13 protein-coding genes are annotated in these 18,312 nt (G+C 41.3%); 7 read left to right on the plus strand and 6 right to left on the minus strand.

The window, feature by feature from the left end:
• The first annotated feature begins 67 nt into the window (after window positions 1-67).
• From DP117_RS04390 to DP117_RS04405, 4 genes are all read left to right on the plus strand, one after another.
• A complete protein-coding gene (locus tag DP117_RS04390) occupies window positions 68-3,382 on the plus strand; it encodes a PAS domain-containing protein (RefSeq protein ID WP_169217119.1) in 3,315 nt (1,104 codons plus the stop codon).
• Window positions 3,383-3,496: 114 nt separating this feature from the next.
• The gene (locus DP117_RS04395; RefSeq protein WP_339381384.1) at window positions 3,497-3,943 is read left to right on the plus strand and encodes a response regulator; all 447 of its coding nucleotides are present in this window, start codon (window positions 3,497-3,499) and stop codon (window positions 3,941-3,943) included.
• Window positions 3,944-3,960: 17 nt separating this feature from the next.
• Window positions 3,961-5,853, plus strand: a complete 1,893-nt coding sequence (locus tag DP117_RS04400; protein ID WP_169217120.1) for a hybrid sensor histidine kinase/response regulator — start codon at window positions 3,961-3,963, stop codon at window positions 5,851-5,853.
• Between the two features lie 107 nt (window positions 5,854-5,960).
• Window positions 5,961-6,350: a nuclear transport factor 2 family protein gene (locus tag DP117_RS04405; RefSeq protein ID WP_169217121.1), complete on the plus strand. Its 390-nt coding sequence runs from the start codon at window positions 5,961-5,963 to the stop codon at window positions 6,348-6,350.
• A 251-nt stretch (window positions 6,351-6,601) separates the two neighbouring features.
• Here the strand turns inward: DP117_RS04405 and pyrR are convergent, their stop codons facing one another.
• From pyrR to DP117_RS04420, 3 genes are all read right to left on the minus strand, one after another.
• Window positions 6,602-7,144, minus strand: coding sequence for a bifunctional pyr operon transcriptional regulator/uracil phosphoribosyltransferase PyrR (gene pyrR, locus DP117_RS04410; RefSeq protein ID WP_339381388.1), 543 nt, complete (start codon window positions 7,142-7,144; stop codon window positions 6,602-6,604).
• 223 nt (window positions 7,145-7,367) lie between these two features.
• Window positions 7,368-8,360 (minus strand): adenosylcobinamide-phosphate synthase CbiB, encoded by a 993-nt coding sequence (cbiB, locus tag DP117_RS04415; protein WP_169217122.1) that lies wholly within the window; start codon window positions 8,358-8,360, stop codon window positions 7,368-7,370.
• 32 nt (window positions 8,361-8,392) lie between these two features.
• Window positions 8,393-8,836, minus strand: a complete 444-nt coding sequence (locus DP117_RS04420) for an Rrf2 family transcriptional regulator (RefSeq protein WP_169217123.1) — start codon at window positions 8,834-8,836, stop codon at window positions 8,393-8,395.
• Between the two features lie 911 nt (window positions 8,837-9,747).
• On the opposite strand from DP117_RS04420, the gene DP117_RS04425 reads away from it, so the two are divergent.
• Window positions 9,748-10,161 (plus strand): AbrB family transcriptional regulator, encoded by a 414-nt coding sequence (locus DP117_RS04425; protein WP_169217124.1) that lies wholly within the window; start codon window positions 9,748-9,750, stop codon window positions 10,159-10,161.
• Window positions 10,162-10,549: 388 nt separating this feature from the next.
• Here the strand turns inward: DP117_RS04425 and DP117_RS04430 are convergent, their stop codons facing one another.
• Complete coding sequence (locus DP117_RS04430; RefSeq protein ID WP_169217125.1) at window positions 10,550-12,451, minus strand: chloride channel protein; 1,902 nt, start codon at window positions 12,449-12,451, stop codon at window positions 10,550-10,552.
• A 597-nt stretch (window positions 12,452-13,048) separates the two neighbouring features.
• Here DP117_RS04430 and DP117_RS04435 point away from each other — a divergent pair.
• On the plus strand, window positions 13,049-13,414 hold the full coding sequence (locus tag DP117_RS04435; protein ID WP_169217126.1) for a hypothetical protein: 366 nt from the start codon (window positions 13,049-13,051) through the stop codon (window positions 13,412-13,414).
• Window positions 13,415-14,252: 838 nt separating this feature from the next.
• On the opposite strand, the gene DP117_RS04440 is transcribed toward DP117_RS04435, so the two are convergent.
• Together DP117_RS04440 and DP117_RS04445 are read right to left on the minus strand one after the other, a co-directional pair.
• Entirely contained in the window at window positions 14,253-14,705 is a 453-nt protein-coding gene (locus tag DP117_RS04440) for an orange carotenoid protein N-terminal domain-containing protein (RefSeq protein WP_169217127.1), read from the minus strand.
• A gap of 572 nt (window positions 14,706-15,277) precedes the next feature.
• Window positions 15,278-16,882, minus strand: a complete 1,605-nt coding sequence (locus DP117_RS04445) for a glycosyltransferase family 39 protein (protein ID WP_169217128.1) — start codon at window positions 16,880-16,882, stop codon at window positions 15,278-15,280.
• Between the two features lie 246 nt (window positions 16,883-17,128).
• On the opposite strand from DP117_RS04445, the gene DP117_RS04450 reads away from it, so the two are divergent.
• Window positions 17,129-18,301, plus strand: coding sequence for a hypothetical protein (locus tag DP117_RS04450; RefSeq protein WP_169217129.1), 1,173 nt, complete (start codon window positions 17,129-17,131; stop codon window positions 18,299-18,301).
• The last annotated feature ends 11 nt before the right edge of the window (window positions 18,302-18,312 follow it).

Consider the following 18,312-nt stretch of genomic DNA (forward strand, 5'->3'; position numbering starts at 1 on the left):
TGAAAAATAAGTCAGCCCACCATGAGAACGCTTACACTGATAACAAATAACTGATCACAAATATCTAATGGCTAATTTGATTCTGGTTGTAGACGACGACGCTTTGACGCGGTTACAACTACGGACTTTGCTACAACAAGAAGGGTATCAGGTAGCAGAGGCAATCAATGGCGAGCAAGCCTTAGAAATGTATATTAAATTACACCCAAATATAGTGCTGCTGGATGCCTTGATGCCTATAATGGATGGCTTTACCTGCTGCACTCAATTGCAAACACTTGGCGCTACGGAAATACCTGTTTTAATGATCACTGGTTTGGATGACTCAGTATCAGTGGAAAAAGCTTTTGCTGTTGGTGCTGTTGATTACATTACCAAGCCAATTAACTGGCAAGTTTTGCGTCAAAGAGTGCATCGTCTTTTGGAAGCTTATCACGCCATGCAGAAATTACGACAGCAAACGCAGCAGGCGCAGAATCGGGAGGCGCAACTTAGAATGGCATTAGAAGCAGCCAGCATGAGTACATGGGACTGGGATATCTTGAATAACCAATTGACTTGGTCGGATAACCTCAAAGTACTCTTTGGCCTGGAAAGTGCTACGTATGAAGCTTTTATAGAATATATTTATCCCCAAGATCGGGATTTTGTCAACCGTTCGGTGATGCAGACTCTCCAGGAAGGAGCAAAGTACGACATCGAATTTCGTGTTGTTTGGCATGACAATCATATTGGTTGGTTGGCAAGCAAAGGGGTTGTCTTTCGTGATTCGTTTGGGGTAGCAGTGCGGATGACTGGTATAGCGATGGATATTACTAAACGTAAGCAAGCGGAGGAGGCGTTAGAAGTTTATGCTAACCGACAGGCACTCATAGCAGAACTTAGCCAATTGGCACTAGCTGGTATAGACTTAACAACGCTCATGCACGAAACTGTCGCCTTGGTTGCTCAAAGTCTTAAAGTTGAGTATTGCGAGGTTTTGGAACTCACGAGCGAGAGTAACACTTTACTGCTACGGGCGGGAATCGGTTGGCAGCCAGGGCTTGTAGGATATGCAACTATCAGTGCTGGAATGGACTCTCAAGCTGGTTATACCTTGTCTTCCCAAGAGCCAGTAATTGTCAATAATCTACGTACAGAAACACGGTTCAAGGGACCTCATCTGCTGCATAAGCATCAAGTCGTCAGCGGTTTGTCGGTTGTCATTCATGGTAAAGAAGGTCCATTTGGTGTTTTAGGAGCACACACAACTACAGAGCGTGCCTTCAGCAAAGATGACATTTATTTTCTACAAGCTATTGCTAATGTTCTGGCTACAGCCATTGAGCGTCAGAGAGTCGAAGATGCCCTCAGAGAAAGTGAGCAACGCTGGCAATTAGCTTTGCGGGGTAATAATGATGGTATTTGGGACTGGAATGTTAAAACGAATCAAGTCTTCTTCTCGATTCGCTGGAAGGAAATGCTTGGTTACTCTGAGCATGAGATTACCAATCATTTAGATGAATGGATAAGTCGCGTGCATCCAGATGATATTACCTGGGTAACACGAGTGATTCAAGACCACTTTGCTAGGAAAACTCCTTTTTACATCAGTGAATATCGAGTCCGGTGTAAAGACGGTAGCTACAAGTGGATTTTGGATCGAGGTCAAGCACTGTGGGATGATGAAGGTACAGTCGTACGGATGGCAGGCTCCCGTACAGATATTACTGAGCGCAAACTGGCAGATGAAAAACTGCAAGAAAGCGAAAAGCGTTTTCAAATACTCGCTCGTGCGACTAATGATGCCGTCTGGGATTGGGATTTACTGACAGATCAGGTACGCTGGAATGACAACGTGCAAACTCTGTTTGGTTATTCAACAGAGCAAGTCAAAAGTGAAGTCAGTTGGTGGCATGAGCATATACACCCAGACGATAGAGGGAGAATTGTTTCTGATATTTATGCTGTGATTAACAGCAATGAACAATTTTGGTCAAATGAATATCGCTTTCGCCGTGTAGACGGTTCTTATGCTTACATCTTTGAGCGCGGTTATGTTGTTCATGACAACACAGGTCAGTCAGTACGGATGATTGGGGCGATGATAGACATTTCTGAACGCAAGCGAGTTCAAGAAGAACTACAGCGCCAGAACTTGCGATCGCAATTGTTTGCCGATGTCAGTTTAAAAATTCGTCAGTCCTTACAAATTCATGATATCCTGCAAACCAGCGTCACAGAGCTACAAAAGTTGCTAAAAGCTGACCGTGTTCTTATTTTTCAGCTGCTTCCAGATGGTTCTGGAATAGTGGTGCAAGAAGCTGTGGTTCCCGGTGTGCTTGCTGTTCTCGGACAAAACCTTCATGATCCTTGTTTCGTCGAAGATTACATCCATAAATACCGCAATGGACGGATTAATGTCGTTAGTGATATCGAGCATGCTGGCATTGAGCCTTGTTACGTGGAATTTCTACAAAAACTGAATGTTATATCTAACCTGATTGTCCCAATTCTCTTGAAAAATCAACTTTGGGGGCTGCTTCTTGCCCATCAGTGTACTAGTCCTCGTCAATGGACGAGCTGGGAAACTGAACTTTTGCGACAGTTGGGAGATCAAATAGGCATCGCCCTTGCACAAGCTCAACTTCTAGAACAAGAAACTCGTCAACGCCAAGAACTGACTCGTTCCAATGAAGAACTGCAACAATTTGCCTTTATCGCCTCTCACGATTTGCAAGAGCCATTGCGTAAGATTAAAACATTTGGCGAGCGTTTGAAAGCCTCTTGTAGTCATGCTTTAACAGAACAGGGGCTTGATTACTTAGAACGCATGCAAAATGCAACTCGTAGAATGCAAGCCCTGATTGAAGATTTGTTAACACTTTCGCGAGTGACGACAAGAGGGCAGCCTTTTGTGCCTGTGGATTTGACACAAATTACGCAGGAAGTCTTGTCTGATTTGGAAGTACGTATCCAACAAACTGAGGCATATGTGAAAATCAGCGAATTACCTATTATTAACGCTGATCCGCTCCAAATGCGTCAATTGCTACAAAACCTCATCGGCAATGCTCTGAAATTCTGCCGTAAAGATAAAGCACCTATTGTTAAAATTTACAGTCAGATATTAAATCATCAAGATACTGTGGAATCTTGTCAAATTATTGTCGAAGATAATGGTATTGGCTTTGATGAAAAGTATCTTGACCGCATCTTCAACGTTTTTCAACGCCTACATGGTCGTAGCGAATATGAAGGAACTGGTATGGGTTTGGCTATTTGCCGGAAAATTGTTGAACGTCACAACGGGAGCATCTCGGCACAAAGTACACCAGGGCAAGGATCAAGATTTATAATCATACTTCCAATGCATCCTCCTGCACAATATGCTCTTCCTTGAAAGGGTTTATCATACCCCCAGGGGTTGTCAAATCCGAAATAATCTAACTTTCATTATTTGTTGCAATTTAATAATCAATTCATCCTAAAACCAACGCAAAGGAGAAAATGCAGAGTGAAGGGTCGGCAAACAACCATCACTATTTTGATGGCTGATGATGATGAGGATGACTGTATGTTAGCTCGCGAAGCGTTGGCAGAAAGTCGATTGGCAAATAAGTTGCATATTGTTAACGATGGTGAAGAGTTAATGGATTATCTTTATCATCGTGGTATGTATGCTAGTAAAAGTACTGCACCGCGACCAAATTTAATTTTATTAGATTTAAATATGCCCAAAAAAGATGGTCGTGAGGCACTTAGAGAGATAAAAGCTGATCCACGTTTAAGGCAAATTCCTGTTGTTATTCTAACGACCTCCAAGGCAGAAGAAGATGTTTATAGTAGCTATGATTTGGGTGCAAACTCATTCATTATCAAACCTGTGACCTTCGCATCCTTGGTGGAAGTTATGAAAACAATAGGAAAATACTGGTTTGACATCGTGGAACTTCCGCTATAAGCAGAGGGAGGCAAAAAATGAAAGAAAGTCCATTTAAAGTTCTTCTGATTGATGATGATGAAGATGACTACGTTTTAACTCGTGATTGGTTCCGTGAATTTCAAGTCGCTTGTGGCGAATTGGAATGGATCAATAGTTATCAAAACGCAATAGATGCAATTGTTAAGAACCAATACGATGTCTGTCTTGTAGATTATCGGTTGGGGATGCGTAATGGACTGGAACTGTTACGTGAAGCAATTGCCAAAGGCTGCTCTTCTCCAATTATTTTACTGACAGGAAAGGGAGATAGGGAAATAGATATTGAGGCGATGAAAGCAGGTGCAGCAGATTATTTAGAAAAAAGTCAGCTGACTGCTTCAATGCTTGAACGTTCTATTCGTTACGCAGTTGAACGCAAACGAGCAGAACAAAAAATTCGCGAACACGCCGCACTACTTGATGTTGCAACCGATGCCATTTTTGTACGCGATTTAAAAAATCAAATTTTATTTTGGAATAAAGCTGCTGAAAAACTATACGCTTGGAAGGCAACTGAAGCGATTGGCAAAAATACATCAGAACTTTGGTATGAGAAAGATATAGCACAATTTCCAGAAGCGATTGAGACTTTATTGAAAAATGGTTCCTGGGAGGGCGAATTACATCAGATAACAAGATTTGATAAAGAAATTATCGTTGAAAGTCGCTGGACATTGGTACGCGAGTTTGATAAACAAGGACAATCAATTCTTGTTGTTAATACTGATATCACACAAAAGAAAGAATTAGAAGCACAATTTTTCCGTGCTCAGCGTTTGGAAAGTATTGGAACTTTAGCGAGTGGTATTGCCCACGACCTCAATAACGTTCTTGCACCGATTTTAATGACCGCTCAACTTTTAGAATCGCAACTGCATGATGCGCGGAGTAAAAGACTGTTACCAATATTGATATCTAATGCGAAACGAGGAGCAAGTTTGGTTAAACAAGTGCTATCTTTTACTCGCGGAATTGAGGGCGATCGCACTCTTTTGCAATTAAAACATTTAATCAGAGAAATTCAGCAAGTTGTTAAAGAAACTTTTCCTAAATCTATTGAAATTTCCACTCAGATAGCACCAAACCTTTGGACAGTTTTAGGTGATGCAACCCAACTGCATCAAGTCCTCATAAATTTATGCGTTAATGCTCGCGATGCCATGCCCAATGGCGGGAAATTAATAATTTCGGCTGAGAATTTTGTTGTTGATCAAAATTACGCCAAAATGTATCTTGATGCTCGAGTTGGTTCTTATGTTGTCATGACTGTTACTGATACTGGAGTTGGTATTCCACAGGAAATCAAAGACCGTATGTTTGAACCATTTTTCACGACGAAAGATTTAGGAAAAGGAACAGGACTTGGGCTTTCTACTGTACTTGGCATTATCAAAAGCCACGGTGGTTTTGTGAATGTGTATAGTGAAGTCGGTAAAGGCAGTCAATTTAAGGTGTTTTTACCAGCACAAGAAGCAATCGAAACTCCAAAAGAACAAGATCCAGAATTACCAAACGGTAATGGAGAATTGATTTTGGTTGTAGACGACGAAGATTCAATTCGAGACGTGACGAAAACATCTCTCGAAAGCTATAATTACAAAGCGATAACTGCTAGTGATGGTATTGAGGCGATCGCTCTTTATGCAGAACATCAAAATGAAATCTCTGTGGTTTTGACAGATATGGTCATGCCCTCTATGGATGGAATCACGACAATCAGAACCTTACAAAAAATTAATCCTGGAGTCAAAATTATTGCCGTTAGTGGACTGGCTTCTAGTGAAAAGGTGAATACAGTCAATAACATGGGTGTTAAAGCTTTTTTAGCTAAACCATATACTGCAAAGCAGTTATTGCAGACGATTAGTGCTGTCAAAAGTGGCAATTAAAATAAGAGAAGACATTAATTGTTAGTCGTGAGTTGGCAAAAATGACAACTCACGACGACTAACAGTTAATAAACAACATCTGCCATTTCCAATCTCTACAAGAAATAATGACCAACCAGTGTTCTGAAATTTTAGCCGTCAACGCAGCTTTTTATCGAGCTTTTGAGAAAAAAGATATCGAGGCAATGAGTACTGTCTGGTCTCAAGGAACTGCCAGTCTTTGTATTCATCCCGGATGGAATGTGTTACGCAGTTGGAAGGAGATTCGCACCTCCTGGGTTAACATTTTTAAAAATACTGCTTACATTGAGATAAATACGGAGATAGTGACTACGGAAGTTCGTGAGCACATTGCCTACATTGTACTTATAGAAAATGTCCTTCAAATCACTAACGGCAGGAGGCTAGAAGCACGATCAATTGCTACAAATATATTTGAACTTCTCGGTGGTAAATGGTATCTCGTGCATCATCACGCCAGCCCAATTATGCGGTAAATAAAGATGAGGAAGATAAGGAAGATGAGGGAGAAATGTAAGAATTCAGGAGCCAGAATGGGCTGCGCCCCGCTACGCTAACAGGATTCAGAATACCTGAAGAATCAAGAAGAAATTTGATGGAATGAATACTAATCATCATAGACTCCTTATAAATTCTGACGTCACGACTCCTGAGTCCTGAATTCTTACGGAGAAATTACCCTTCTCATCTTCTTCATCTCCCTTATCTGTTTGTATTCGACTCTGCACTAATCTCCTATCAACTCCACAGCATCACGTCCATCCCAATTGTGTAAGTAAACTTTGACAATCTCTTCTTTAGCAGTGGGTAGGTGCTTACCTACAAAATCTGGATGAATTGGTAACTCACGATGACCTCTATCTATTAACACGGCTAAACGAATGACCTCTGGCCTGCCATACTCGTTTACTGCATTCAAAGCAGCACGAATGGTCCGTCCTTTGTAAATGACATCATCGACCAGAACAACAGTTTTCCCCGTAAGATCAAAAGAGATGTCAGTTTTTGCAGGAGTTCGCAATCCAATTTGATCGAGGTCATCACGGTAAAATGTGATATCCAAGGCCCCCATCGCTATGGGTACACCTTCAAGCGCTTCAATTTGACGCGTCAGTAACTCGGCTAAAGCAACACCTCTAGTATAAACACCTAGTAGTACAAGTTGAGACAAATCACGCGTTTTTTCTACAATTTGAGAGGCAAGACGATTCACGGTACGACGGAGTTCTTCAGGTGAGAGAATCTCAACCACTTTGGCTTCCATAGACACAGTCATAAACCGATACCCCTGAACAACGAGTTATTACTAATAGGTTATTGTGAATGGCAATTGTTAGTGATTGGTAGAAAATTTGACTAACCATTGACTATGTAACAACTAACCATTCTGAATTTCCTATTTCCATCATGACTCTCGTTGCGCTGAAATTCACGCATTTGCTCATTCAAAGTTTAAAAAATAATTTTGATGGTACTACAAGGGTATGAGATCTTTAATTTTGAAATCCCCCTAGGGAGGGTAACTTGCTGATCGCAAGTCGTAGAGATATTGCAACTCCCAACCACACCCAAAAGCAATATCGAGTCAGTTGCAAAGCTTGATAAATGCAATCTGGGGTGATGGGATGGATGGCGTCTCCCAGCAAAGGTTTGTGTTTTGCCACTCCACGATACCAATTTGTCCCTCCTACCTGCACACCTAAAACAGCAGCATAGGCACACTCACTCCACCCGGAGTTAGGACTTGGGTCAAAAATAGCATCCCGACGGCAAATCCGCCAAACATATAAGGGTTTCCCAGACAAAAGCGCTAAAGTTATTACGGTTAAGCGACAAGGAATCCAAGTCAAACAATCTTCTAACCGCGCACTGAACCATCCTATATAGGTATAGGGCTTTTCTCGATAGCCCACCATTGAATCAAGAGTACTGCTAGCTTTATATGCCAAAGCTAAGGGAGTTGGACCAATCACCGGGATAAACGCACCAATAATCGCATAAAAAAGAGGAGCCATAACTCCATCAGTTGCATTTTCTGTTACTGTTTCTAAAACAGCTCGTAAAATTTCTGGTTCTGTTAAATTTTCTGTATCTCGTCCAACGTAGTGACTTAAACTAGAACGGGCATCTACAATATGTCTTTGTGTTAATGGTTGTAAAACTGTTTGAGCTGCGACTCTTAAACTTTTAAGAGCAAAACAGCTCGCTAAAAGAATGCTTTCTAACGCGATTCCCAAAAATGGATGCAGCAACCTAGCACCTTGAATAAGTAGGTAGCCGATAAAGCCACTACCTATTATTAGAATCATGCCCAGCACAATTCCAGCAATCCGCTGCGTGAGGGAATTTTGACAATATGTAAGAGCAAGTTTAGTGAAACGAGAAATGAGCCACCCCATCACTCGTACTGGATGAGGCCAACCCCACGGATCGCCAATGAAGTAATCTAAAGTAGCAGCAATAATCAAAGCAACTGTTGATGTCATGAGTCAAGTGTCAAAAGTCTAATAACTAATGACTAAACAATAAAATTTGCCTCTTCCCCAACAGAGGCTTGCCAACTACGAGCGTCGTAATAAAGATCTGCCAAGGTAATACTGTACAAAGCTTCTTTAAGTTTTTGGTGCAGCCTTTGCCAAAGACTAAATGTTACCCAATCTTCTGCTTGTGTTGGGGAAGCTTGGTGATGGGGTAAAGGTTCAATAGTTTCTCCAACTGCTTCTAAAACTTCTCCCAGAGAGATTTGTGCAGGTTGTCGAGCCAGCTGATATCCGCCAATGCTACCACGAATTGATTTTACTAATCCTGCACGACGCATTTCTATGAGTAGTTTTTCTAAGTAAGGAGCTGGAATATTTTGACGAGAGGCTATTGCTTTGGTGGAAACAGGACCATACTCAGGCTGTAAACTCAAATCGAGCAATGCTTTCACACTGTAGTGCCCTCTGGTTGTTAATTTCATTTTGGTAAGTTTCGTCCTTTGTCCTTTGTAATGACTAATGACTAAGGATCAGTTTTACTTATCATTCTGTGTTTTTATGATCAAATTTAGTAAGTAGACAACTTTTTTAGGTATGCTTCATGAAACTTAAACAAATACAGTATGGTCATCACTTGAAAACACAAGTGTAAACTATAGCAGTCCTATTTGAGTTGCAAAATCAAGGCTTTGAATCAGGGGAAAGAGGAGGGAAGGATATTTTCCCATGTTTTGACCTCTCACGCGCTCCCAGCCTGGGGTTGGGCTTTTACCTAGAAAAATCCGGCAGCCTATGCCAAGGGCACGCTTCGCTATCGGAAAAACCGCCCATCAAATTAACTCGTTTTGCACCCAAAATCTTGGGTTTTGGGCGGTTTTTGAGCCAACATCGTTGGCTCAAAACCAGCTAATTAGTAATAAGGCTGCCGGATTTTTCCGGGTTTGGTGAAACGGTTGACCAGGGCGTCCACTAGCCCCTAGGGGCGCGGAGCTAACGTTAACACTCCTTTATCTTGCTCATCCTCCTGACATGAGTGTTCACGAATCATTTAAGATTGCTATATGAATGATCCAGTACGATCAATTTGGGGTTGAAATAAGGGTACTGTACTGGGATATTTTCTCTACGGTTCAATCGAGAAGCTGTTTTCTCTTACTTTATCCTTTTTTTGGTCATTCACAAACATACAAACTATAGTTATCACCTTTGCCTATCTTCTTTAAAAGAAATTGTATTGGCAATATTGGCTATTCAGTCAAAATTTTGCTCTCTAGGTGTAATATACTTGGCAATAGCACCAGATAAAAAATAAATGATGGCGCTCGCACTTGCAGAACTCAGCTAAAATAAAATCGATTCATTGTATTTGACCATTCGTTTTTGAATTAAGTTGATGGCTAAACAGAAAAAAATTGAACCCCTAGTCGGTGAAGATCTGCTCAAGAAAGTCAAAGAGCTAGAAAACCTAAGCAAAGAAGAAAAAGCTAAACACTGTGGCTACTACACCGTAACCAAAAATGGTATAGAGCGCGTCAACATGATGAAATTCTTAAATGCTCTCATCGATGCTGAAGGCATTCAGTTAGACAGCGCTCCTAGTGCAAACGGTCGGGGTGGACGCAGTGCAAGCTATAGAATTAGCGTGCAGTCAAACGGTAACTTATTGATAGGTTCAGCATATACCAAACAAATGAATCTCAAACCAGGAGATGAGTTTATCATCACTTTAGGCAAAAAGCACATTCGTCTGAGACAAGTAGACTCAGACGAGAGAGAAGAGCTTGAGCTAGTAGAAGCGGCTGTGTAGATAGTCTTAGTCAAAAGTCATTAGATTGCAAATCTGTTGACCAAAAACTCACCAACTCAGGAGCCAGAATTCAGTACTGCTGAGCGCTTCCCCTGCCTACGTTCCGCAGTTGGAGTCAGTACTTAGTAATCACCAGAAGAAAGAATTAACGGACGCGCGAAGCGAAGCGGCTCCTGTGGAGCATCGCTCTTTTTATTCAGCAATTCTGTATTCTTCTAGATGAATTCTGTGCAACTGGGTAGGGAGTCATAGTTACAAGCCCAGAGCAACTTCCGTCGAAAAGAGAAGAATTTTTACAATACTGTATGAGCGTGGATTCATTTTCGTGGTGATTCTGACTTCACAATTGCTGAATTCTTCTCAAGAATGACTAATGAAGTGCTGACTATTAACTTATGCTGACACCAGTTTTGTGAGTCATTGGTAAATAGTGGCGAAGAACTCTACGCGTGACAGCGACGTTGCAGGTTAAAGCAATTTGCTCTTTTTCTAGTAACCCTAAAATACGCTCTTGGTTGTCTCGGGCAACCACTGGTAATTGATGCAAACCTCTAAGAGCCATGCGATCTATAGCTTCGGCTAGAGGTTCATCTTGCAATGCGTAAAGAATCTCAGTAGTACAAATGTCTATGAGTGTTTGATTGGCTGTATTAGCCTGAATTTCACTTGATGAATTTGGGTATTTTTCCCAAAGGAAAAGAGCGCGATTGATATCTTCTAAAGAAACAATACCGACTAATTGCCCTGCTTCATTGATAACTAAAGCGCTTCGACAAAGATCATTACTCATTTCCATCGCTGCTTCTATCACGTTCATGGTTGCTGGCAGCTTTTTCGGACAAGAATACATAGCATCTCCTACTAAAATTTGCTGTAAAATTTCTGCTTGCTCATCTTTCAATTCAGAAAGACCAATTTGTTGTAGGTTTGAATTAGAGTTAAAAGTTGGTTTAATTCGCTCTATCAGCCAAACACTCAACCCCACAGCTGCCATTAACGGTAAAACAATGCGATAATCTCGTGTTAATTCAAATAGCAACAAAATTGCTGTTAATGGAGCTCTGACACTTGCAGCCAGAACTGCTGCCATCCCTACCATTGCGTAAGCTGGGGGAGCTGCCATATACTCTGTAATTGCAGGTGCTATGCTCGCTAAAATTTTTGCATAAGCTGATCCAAAAGAGGCACCTAAAAACATCGCTGGTGCAAATAAACCGCCAACAAAACCACTACCAGCACTCACTGCCGTCATCAACAGCTTCACAACCAGCAGAATCAGCAACAAGTTTAGAGAAAACTTGACATCTTGAAGCATTGCTTCCACAGTGCCGTAACCGATACCCAAAATTTGAGGAAAGTATAAAGCAACAATGCCAACAATGGTTCCACCAATAATCGGATGAATAGGTTCGCTGATATTACCTAGCCATCGAAAATAGGGTATTTGTCCTTTAAAGCAGGCTTTTGCCAAACGAATCAGTTGAGTATAAGTAAAGGAAATTAAACTCGCTCCTAAACCTAATCCCAAATAAAGCGGTAATTCAAGAGGACTGCGGACTTGGTAAACAGGTAAGTTAAAAGCAGGCTGTGCCCCCAAACCTATTTGAGCAATCAATGCTGCGACGACTGCTGCAAGTAGCACTACGCTTACCGCAGAAGTTGCAAAAGATGTAGCGCCCAACACCACCTCTAAAGCAAAGAAAACTCCGGCAATCGGGGCATTAAATCCCGCAGCGATACCAGCCGCCGCACCAGCAGCCAAAAGCAAGCGCTGTCGTTCTTGAGAAACCTGTAAAACAACAGACAGAAGCATGCCAAAATTTGCGCCAACTTCTACACTTGGTCCCTCTGGTCCTAAAGAAGCACCACTTCCTAAAGACACTGATGCTGCTAGCATCTTTGTCACTGGTCGCAATGGTCGCTTAATTTCTCCTCCTTGAGATGCAGCAATCAAAGTTGAAAGTTCAGGACCAAAATCTTGGGTGCGCCAGCGCATCAATCCGACGATGAGTCCACCGAGAATGGGAACACAAGCTAAAGTCCAAGCACCCCAAGCACCAATCACACCCATCAGATTTTCCAGCATCAGGCGGTGAATCAGCTCGATTAAATAGTGAAAGGTCACGACACCCATTCCACTACCACCACCTATAAGAATGGCTAAAAGCAGCACAACGCTTTCTGGAGATGGTTGAAAACGGTTAAACAGATGAGTCAAACGGGCAGAAAGAGTGGTAAAAACAGGTTGTTCGACCACTTTCCTCATTTCAGTTGAAGGCAGAAAAGTCATTGAGTGAGAAGTAAATCTAATAAAAAATTTAAATTTTTATGTCTTACATTTCATTGTGAGTGATCATTTAGCAACTGGACAAGTGGATTGTACATGTTAGCTTTACAAAGCTTTAGTAAATTAATTCACGTTGCTCACAATTTGTGTAGGGACAATGCTTAAATGGGAAAGAATTAATGATTAGTGGTCATTAATAGCACTCATCTGGAGTTGCCAGGAACTGATTTTAGGTTAAAGAGTGTAAACACCCTATACAGCTTGTCAGAGACTAAGATGAATCATGAACTGAAACTAAAAGTGCATATACGCCTTGAGGGTGACCTCCCACAGGATGGCATGAACTATAAAGTGAAGTATGGAGTCATTAATCTTTTATCCTTGATTTTGGTCATTTTTACAAAAACCTAGCTATACTCGTGTTGCAGCTATTGAGCCATGCTCGTAGCACAGGCAAACGCTTGTCTAAATTATGGATATTGTATGCGTGATTTATGGCTAATGTTAGACCATACTGGGTAAATCTACACGCATACTGAGCAGAAATTCTCGCTCAGGTATTGAGATAGAGCAAGTAAGTGGACTAGACGGACAAGGTAGATGAATACACACACCTTTGATAATCATTATGTAACTTGCCCAATTTGCCAAAAAAATGCTAAACCAAAGTTAGTAAAAACGTGCATTGGATTGTATGCTTGTCCGTATTGTCAGGAAAGGCTAGTCGTCTGTCAAAGCGGTCATTATGTCCGCGATCCGTTTGCCTACAAACAGATAATGATATCGTCGGCACTCCGTCGTCAAAGCCGACCTTTAGCCAGAATTCTAAGAGATTTCGTCATCCTTAAGCGTCCTGTCATAGCTCTGGTTGTGGGAGGTGCTATTCTCTTGAGTGTTATAGGTTTGACTCAGCAAACTTCAGAGCAGGATTCTCCAAAGCTGCCAACAACAGAGAAGCAACTTTAGAAATTGGGAATTGTTTATTGGTTAGTGATGAGCCAGTGCGGACTTCGGGCTTAGCGCTAACCACTAACTATTGTCTTTTCCTAAATGAGTAAGTCTTTTTTGTCACTTACCAAAAAAGAACAAGCTACGCCTCGCTAAGCGTTCCAGAACACAGTTGTCACTAACTCAGAATAAAAAACTTACATGCTTAGTCAGTAGAAATTCTGTACAACGCCCTTGGAGAGTATTGGTATTTCCTTACTGGAGTTTAGACTATGAGCAGGCAATCTGCGCTCCCTTGCAGCAACGTTAGCTCCGGCCCCCTAAGGGGCTAGCTATCGCCCCGCAGTCATACTGAATATAGTAAGTGTAAAATATAGCTAGTGTAAAAAAATCAAAGGAGGGTTGGGCAAACCCTTGACAAGGATGGACAACCCTTGTATTTTGGCGGCTTCCAGTCAACTAGTTTTACCCAAATTCTTGGGTAGAGCCGCAAAAATACACCCAGATTTTCGGTTTTACGAGTAGACATTGTTAGTGGTTGTCCATCCAAGGCTCATGGAAAATGAAGCGGCTGCCTTTCATCATATCTACGGAAACGGCGAACCGTACCAGAAGACTTGTTTTTTGCAGATCGCCTATTTCTTAGGATATAACGAGTTTGAAAACACGCCCTAGCCGTGGCGTCAGCCATAGCCATTACAAACGGATTTGATATGAGTGCTTGTGAGGGAGCAGCACCGGGATGCCAACCGCACTTCTGTTGTCTCACCGTCAGATCTAGCTCCCTCAATACCAAGGCGTTACCGCTTCATTAAAACCGTTAAACACGCTGGTATTTAATTTCTAGGCAAATGCCTTAGTATCCTGCTAGCAATGCATCACGAAGAAAGGCGTATTGTAGTTCAAAGTCAATTGGCTCAAGCATAGACAATAACTCTTTTGCTTGAGCAGAAAGTTGATAGTCAGATGGTACTTGAACAATCGTGGAATTTTCCATGCCCTGAGCCAACCGATACCAAAAAGCTAGCTTAGTATTGTTGCTCAACGAGTCATATTCCCGCCTGATATCTGTGCTAGAAGGTGTCAACAAATCTCGCATGATTTGAAGTTGCTCTTCATGGGACTTTCCTTTAACTTTATTAAAAAGTCCCTCAGAAGTATCGGGTGCTGTACCTTCAGGATCTCCAGGTCTGGTCGAACCACCCATTTTGATATAGAGATACCACAGGAGGGCAAGTTGGTTATCTATGGACAGGTTTCTAAAAAGCTCAGCATATTGTGCTGGTGGTGATTGAGTATATTGCGTCATGATTACTATTCCAAATTCAACACAAATGAGTCATTAAGGTGTCACATTTGGTTCCGAAAAAACGAGAACCGTCGAAATTGCTCGACAAATCAACTGTCTGTACTCGCCGATATCTTTTTTTCCAAGGTAAAAGCTCCTTAAAGACTCGTTACTTAAATTAACGATTGGTTAATGTGTATACGTCTTACTGAAGGTGTAGATATAGAATTTTCTGAATTATATGAGTAGAGTGAAGACAAAGATTAGTGACCCCGTGGAAAGTCTCCAGGGTGGTCTACCGGACAACCTCGCCGTCGTCAAATCCGTTGCCCGATTGTCAAAAAAGGTACTACTCGACCCAAAAAGCAACAGTCAAAGTCGGCTTGACTCTCTAACTGTTGTATTTTGATGAGTGTAGTTCATTAACTCAGTACCTCTGAGTCGTTTTGTCATGCCTTAGTCTAAACTCCAGTCCTTATGGAGAAAAAAGAATTCTTTGCCAAATCCCAGGGTGCGAGGCTTTTGCTCCCGGCGCGACTTTGTTTTATTTGTGGGGAATTCTCTCGTTGTGCGTTCTGTCTTCTGTGTTCTTGTTACTTCTTTGTTACTAATGACCAACCTGAAGCACTACCTAACTTCATTGACTCTAGTTTTAGATCTTTGAGTGCAGTTTCATTCAGCAACAGATAAGGTTGTTCATGAGATTGCCAATAAGACTTCAATTTATCAGAAGAAGCGGAAATAATAGTGCGATCGCTATAAAAATCCAATGATGGACGATGATAAGGAAAAGATGTGTAAATCTTTGTGACTTTTGGGTTTGCCTGCTGGATCATCTGTGCTACTGGTTTGACTGGATAAGCTTCACCTAGTTCCCAAACCCAGTAGTCAGATTTCATCAACAGCAGTAGCGAAACATAACTACCCCAAAACAGAACCTTGAGGAATTGCCCGTCACCTCGCTTTGCCAAAACAGCGGCTATTGCCATTGTGATCGCAACAGCTGCAAAAATCAGTTGTAAGTCTGTTTTTGCTGTGCTACCCAAACTATAGTAAATACTGCCACTAGTTGCCACTACAGATAGGAATGCGAAAGATACAACCAAATAACGAGGATAAGATGACGCTAAAGGCATATTTTCGATTTCCGCAAGCTTAGCACCACAAGCTAAGGCTATGGCTGGGTAGATTGGAAATACGTACCACGGAAGTTTAGTTCCCATCAGGGAAATAGCAACGAAATAAACACTACACCACACCAATACAAGCTTTGCCCAGCTCAAGTTGCGATTTTCCCAAGCGAATCGCAAACTAGACGGCAAAAAAATCAGCCAGGGCCATGTGTACTTGAGAATCTCTAATAAATAATACCACACAGGTCCAGAATGGTTCTCAACAGATTGCCAAACACGGCTTAGGGATTGATCCATCACGCCGATTTTGGTAAAAGTATTGCCATAATATACCCACTGAGCACCATACCAAAAAGTCACAGGTACAATCCCGAGTAAGATTCCTGTCCACATATATCGACTCGTGAGCAATCGAGGTGTGTCCCAAAAGAGAAAAACAAAAGCGATCGCTCCTAATAATAAACCCAACAGACCTTTAAGTAGGCAAATCAACCCAAAACCGATTCCAACACCAAGGCAGTAGCGTAAGTCGCGGCGCGATCGCAGCAAACATAGTATCATAACCATGAAAAAACAGACTGCTGCTCCATCCAACATTGCTAACCGCCCATGACGCACTACTGGTAGCATTGTCAGGTAAGTTAAAGCGCTATAAATAGCTGCCCAACGTTGGCGAAATATTTCTCGCCCAATGTAATACAGTAAAGGCACTGACAAAGCGCTCAGCAATGCTCCAGGTAAGCGTGATGTCCACTCATTCACTCCCCCCAACGAGTAAGCCCAAGCAATCAACCAGTGCATCAGCGGTGGCTTATTGTAATATGGTTCACCTCCAAGCGTCGGGTAAAGCCAATTCATTGAACCAGCGCTGGCGCGCCGTATTTCACGAGCAACCTGTGCGACAGTACCTTCATCCCAATCTCGCAGCGGCAATTCTCCCAGATTTATGGTAAAAAGTAAAACTGCTGCAAATAGCAGTACTAAGACCCATATCCAATCAATCCATTTGTCTACCGTGCGATGCTGCTTTTCCAGACGACTCCAAATAAAGCTTCCTTCTTGCATATTCGATGGATATTTATTGTGCTTGCTGGTTCGATTAACTTCAGACGCTTTGGAGTCTCGAATGTTGCCACTTGTGATTACCAGTGGTCTTAAACAACTCCTTGTTCATTTCAATTAGCTTACATTTCCTCTGATTTTTTTTCATTTTCCCACTTTTTTTATTGTATTTCATAATTCTTGTTTTGAGAAAAATGCTAAAACTATTATTAATGAAACAATGACTTTTTCTGAAAGGAGAAGACTTCAATGAATTTACCTGTTATTTTAGATATTGCTCTTGGCTTAATTTTCATTTACTTGATTTTGAGTTTGCTTGCTTCGGAAATTCAGGAACTGATTACCACACTTTTACAATGGAGAGCTAAACATTTAAAAGATTCAATTCAATTGCTTTTAGCTGGTGGTAGCGAAACTGAAGAGTCAGAGGTTAATGAAGCCATAGCTTTAGTGCAAAAACTTTATCAAGACCCTTTAATTAATACCCTGAATCAACAAGCAAAGGATAGAATAAAACATGATTTTCAGCACAGAAATGAGCCAAAACTTTTAAAAGATAAACAAAGTGCTCCTTCCTACATTCCTTCTGAAACATTTGCTGCTACCTTATTAGAAACGTTAAAAATACCAGAGTTAATTAGTTATGTGAGAAATCCCTCTGAGGAGACGACAACAAACTTGCACATGATCTTGTCATCTTACAAAGAACTGAAAACAGCCATTAACGATAAAAATAGTGATAGCTATAAAACCATCCAAAACATTTACGGAGATATTAGTGAAAATGATGAATTTAAAAAGCTTGTTCAGGGTTTACCTAAGCACGTGCCTAATAATCTAATCACAAGTCTTAGTGTTCTTGCTCAGCGGAGTAGGATAAAAATTAATAACCTTAAAGAGGAGATGAATCAGTTTCAAAAAGAAGTTGAAACATGGTTTGACCGTTCTATGGATCGGACAAGCGGTGTTTATAGGCGAAATGCCAAAGGAGTTTCTATTTTAATTGGTATATCAGTTGCCATATTAACCAATACTGATACATTTTTCGTCCTGAAAAGACTGTCGCAGGATTCGGCTATCCGCTCTGCCATTACTCAAAGCGCGATTCAGCAAAATATTATAGATAACGAAAATGCCAGAAATCAATTTAAGGAACTTTTAGGGAATGCTTCTGTACCGATTGGATGGCAAAATATCAGTCAACAATTTGAGCCATTAAGGACTAGTCGAGGAAATAGTCTTAACAACTGGTTACTGAGAATTTGGCTCGTTTTCAAAATCTTTTTTGGTTGGATTGTGAGTGGTTTAGCTATCGCTATGGGTGCGCCTTTTTGGTTCGATATTCTCAATAAAGTTATCAATGTACGTAATTCAGGACCAAAACCAACCAAATATACTAAGGATCAGCCGTCTGAGAAATAGGATTTCTTTCT

Origin of the sequence: Brasilonema sp. UFV-L1 (assembly GCF_012912105.1) — a bacterium.
GTDB lineage: Bacteria > Cyanobacteriota > Cyanobacteriia > Cyanobacteriales > Nostocaceae > Brasilonema.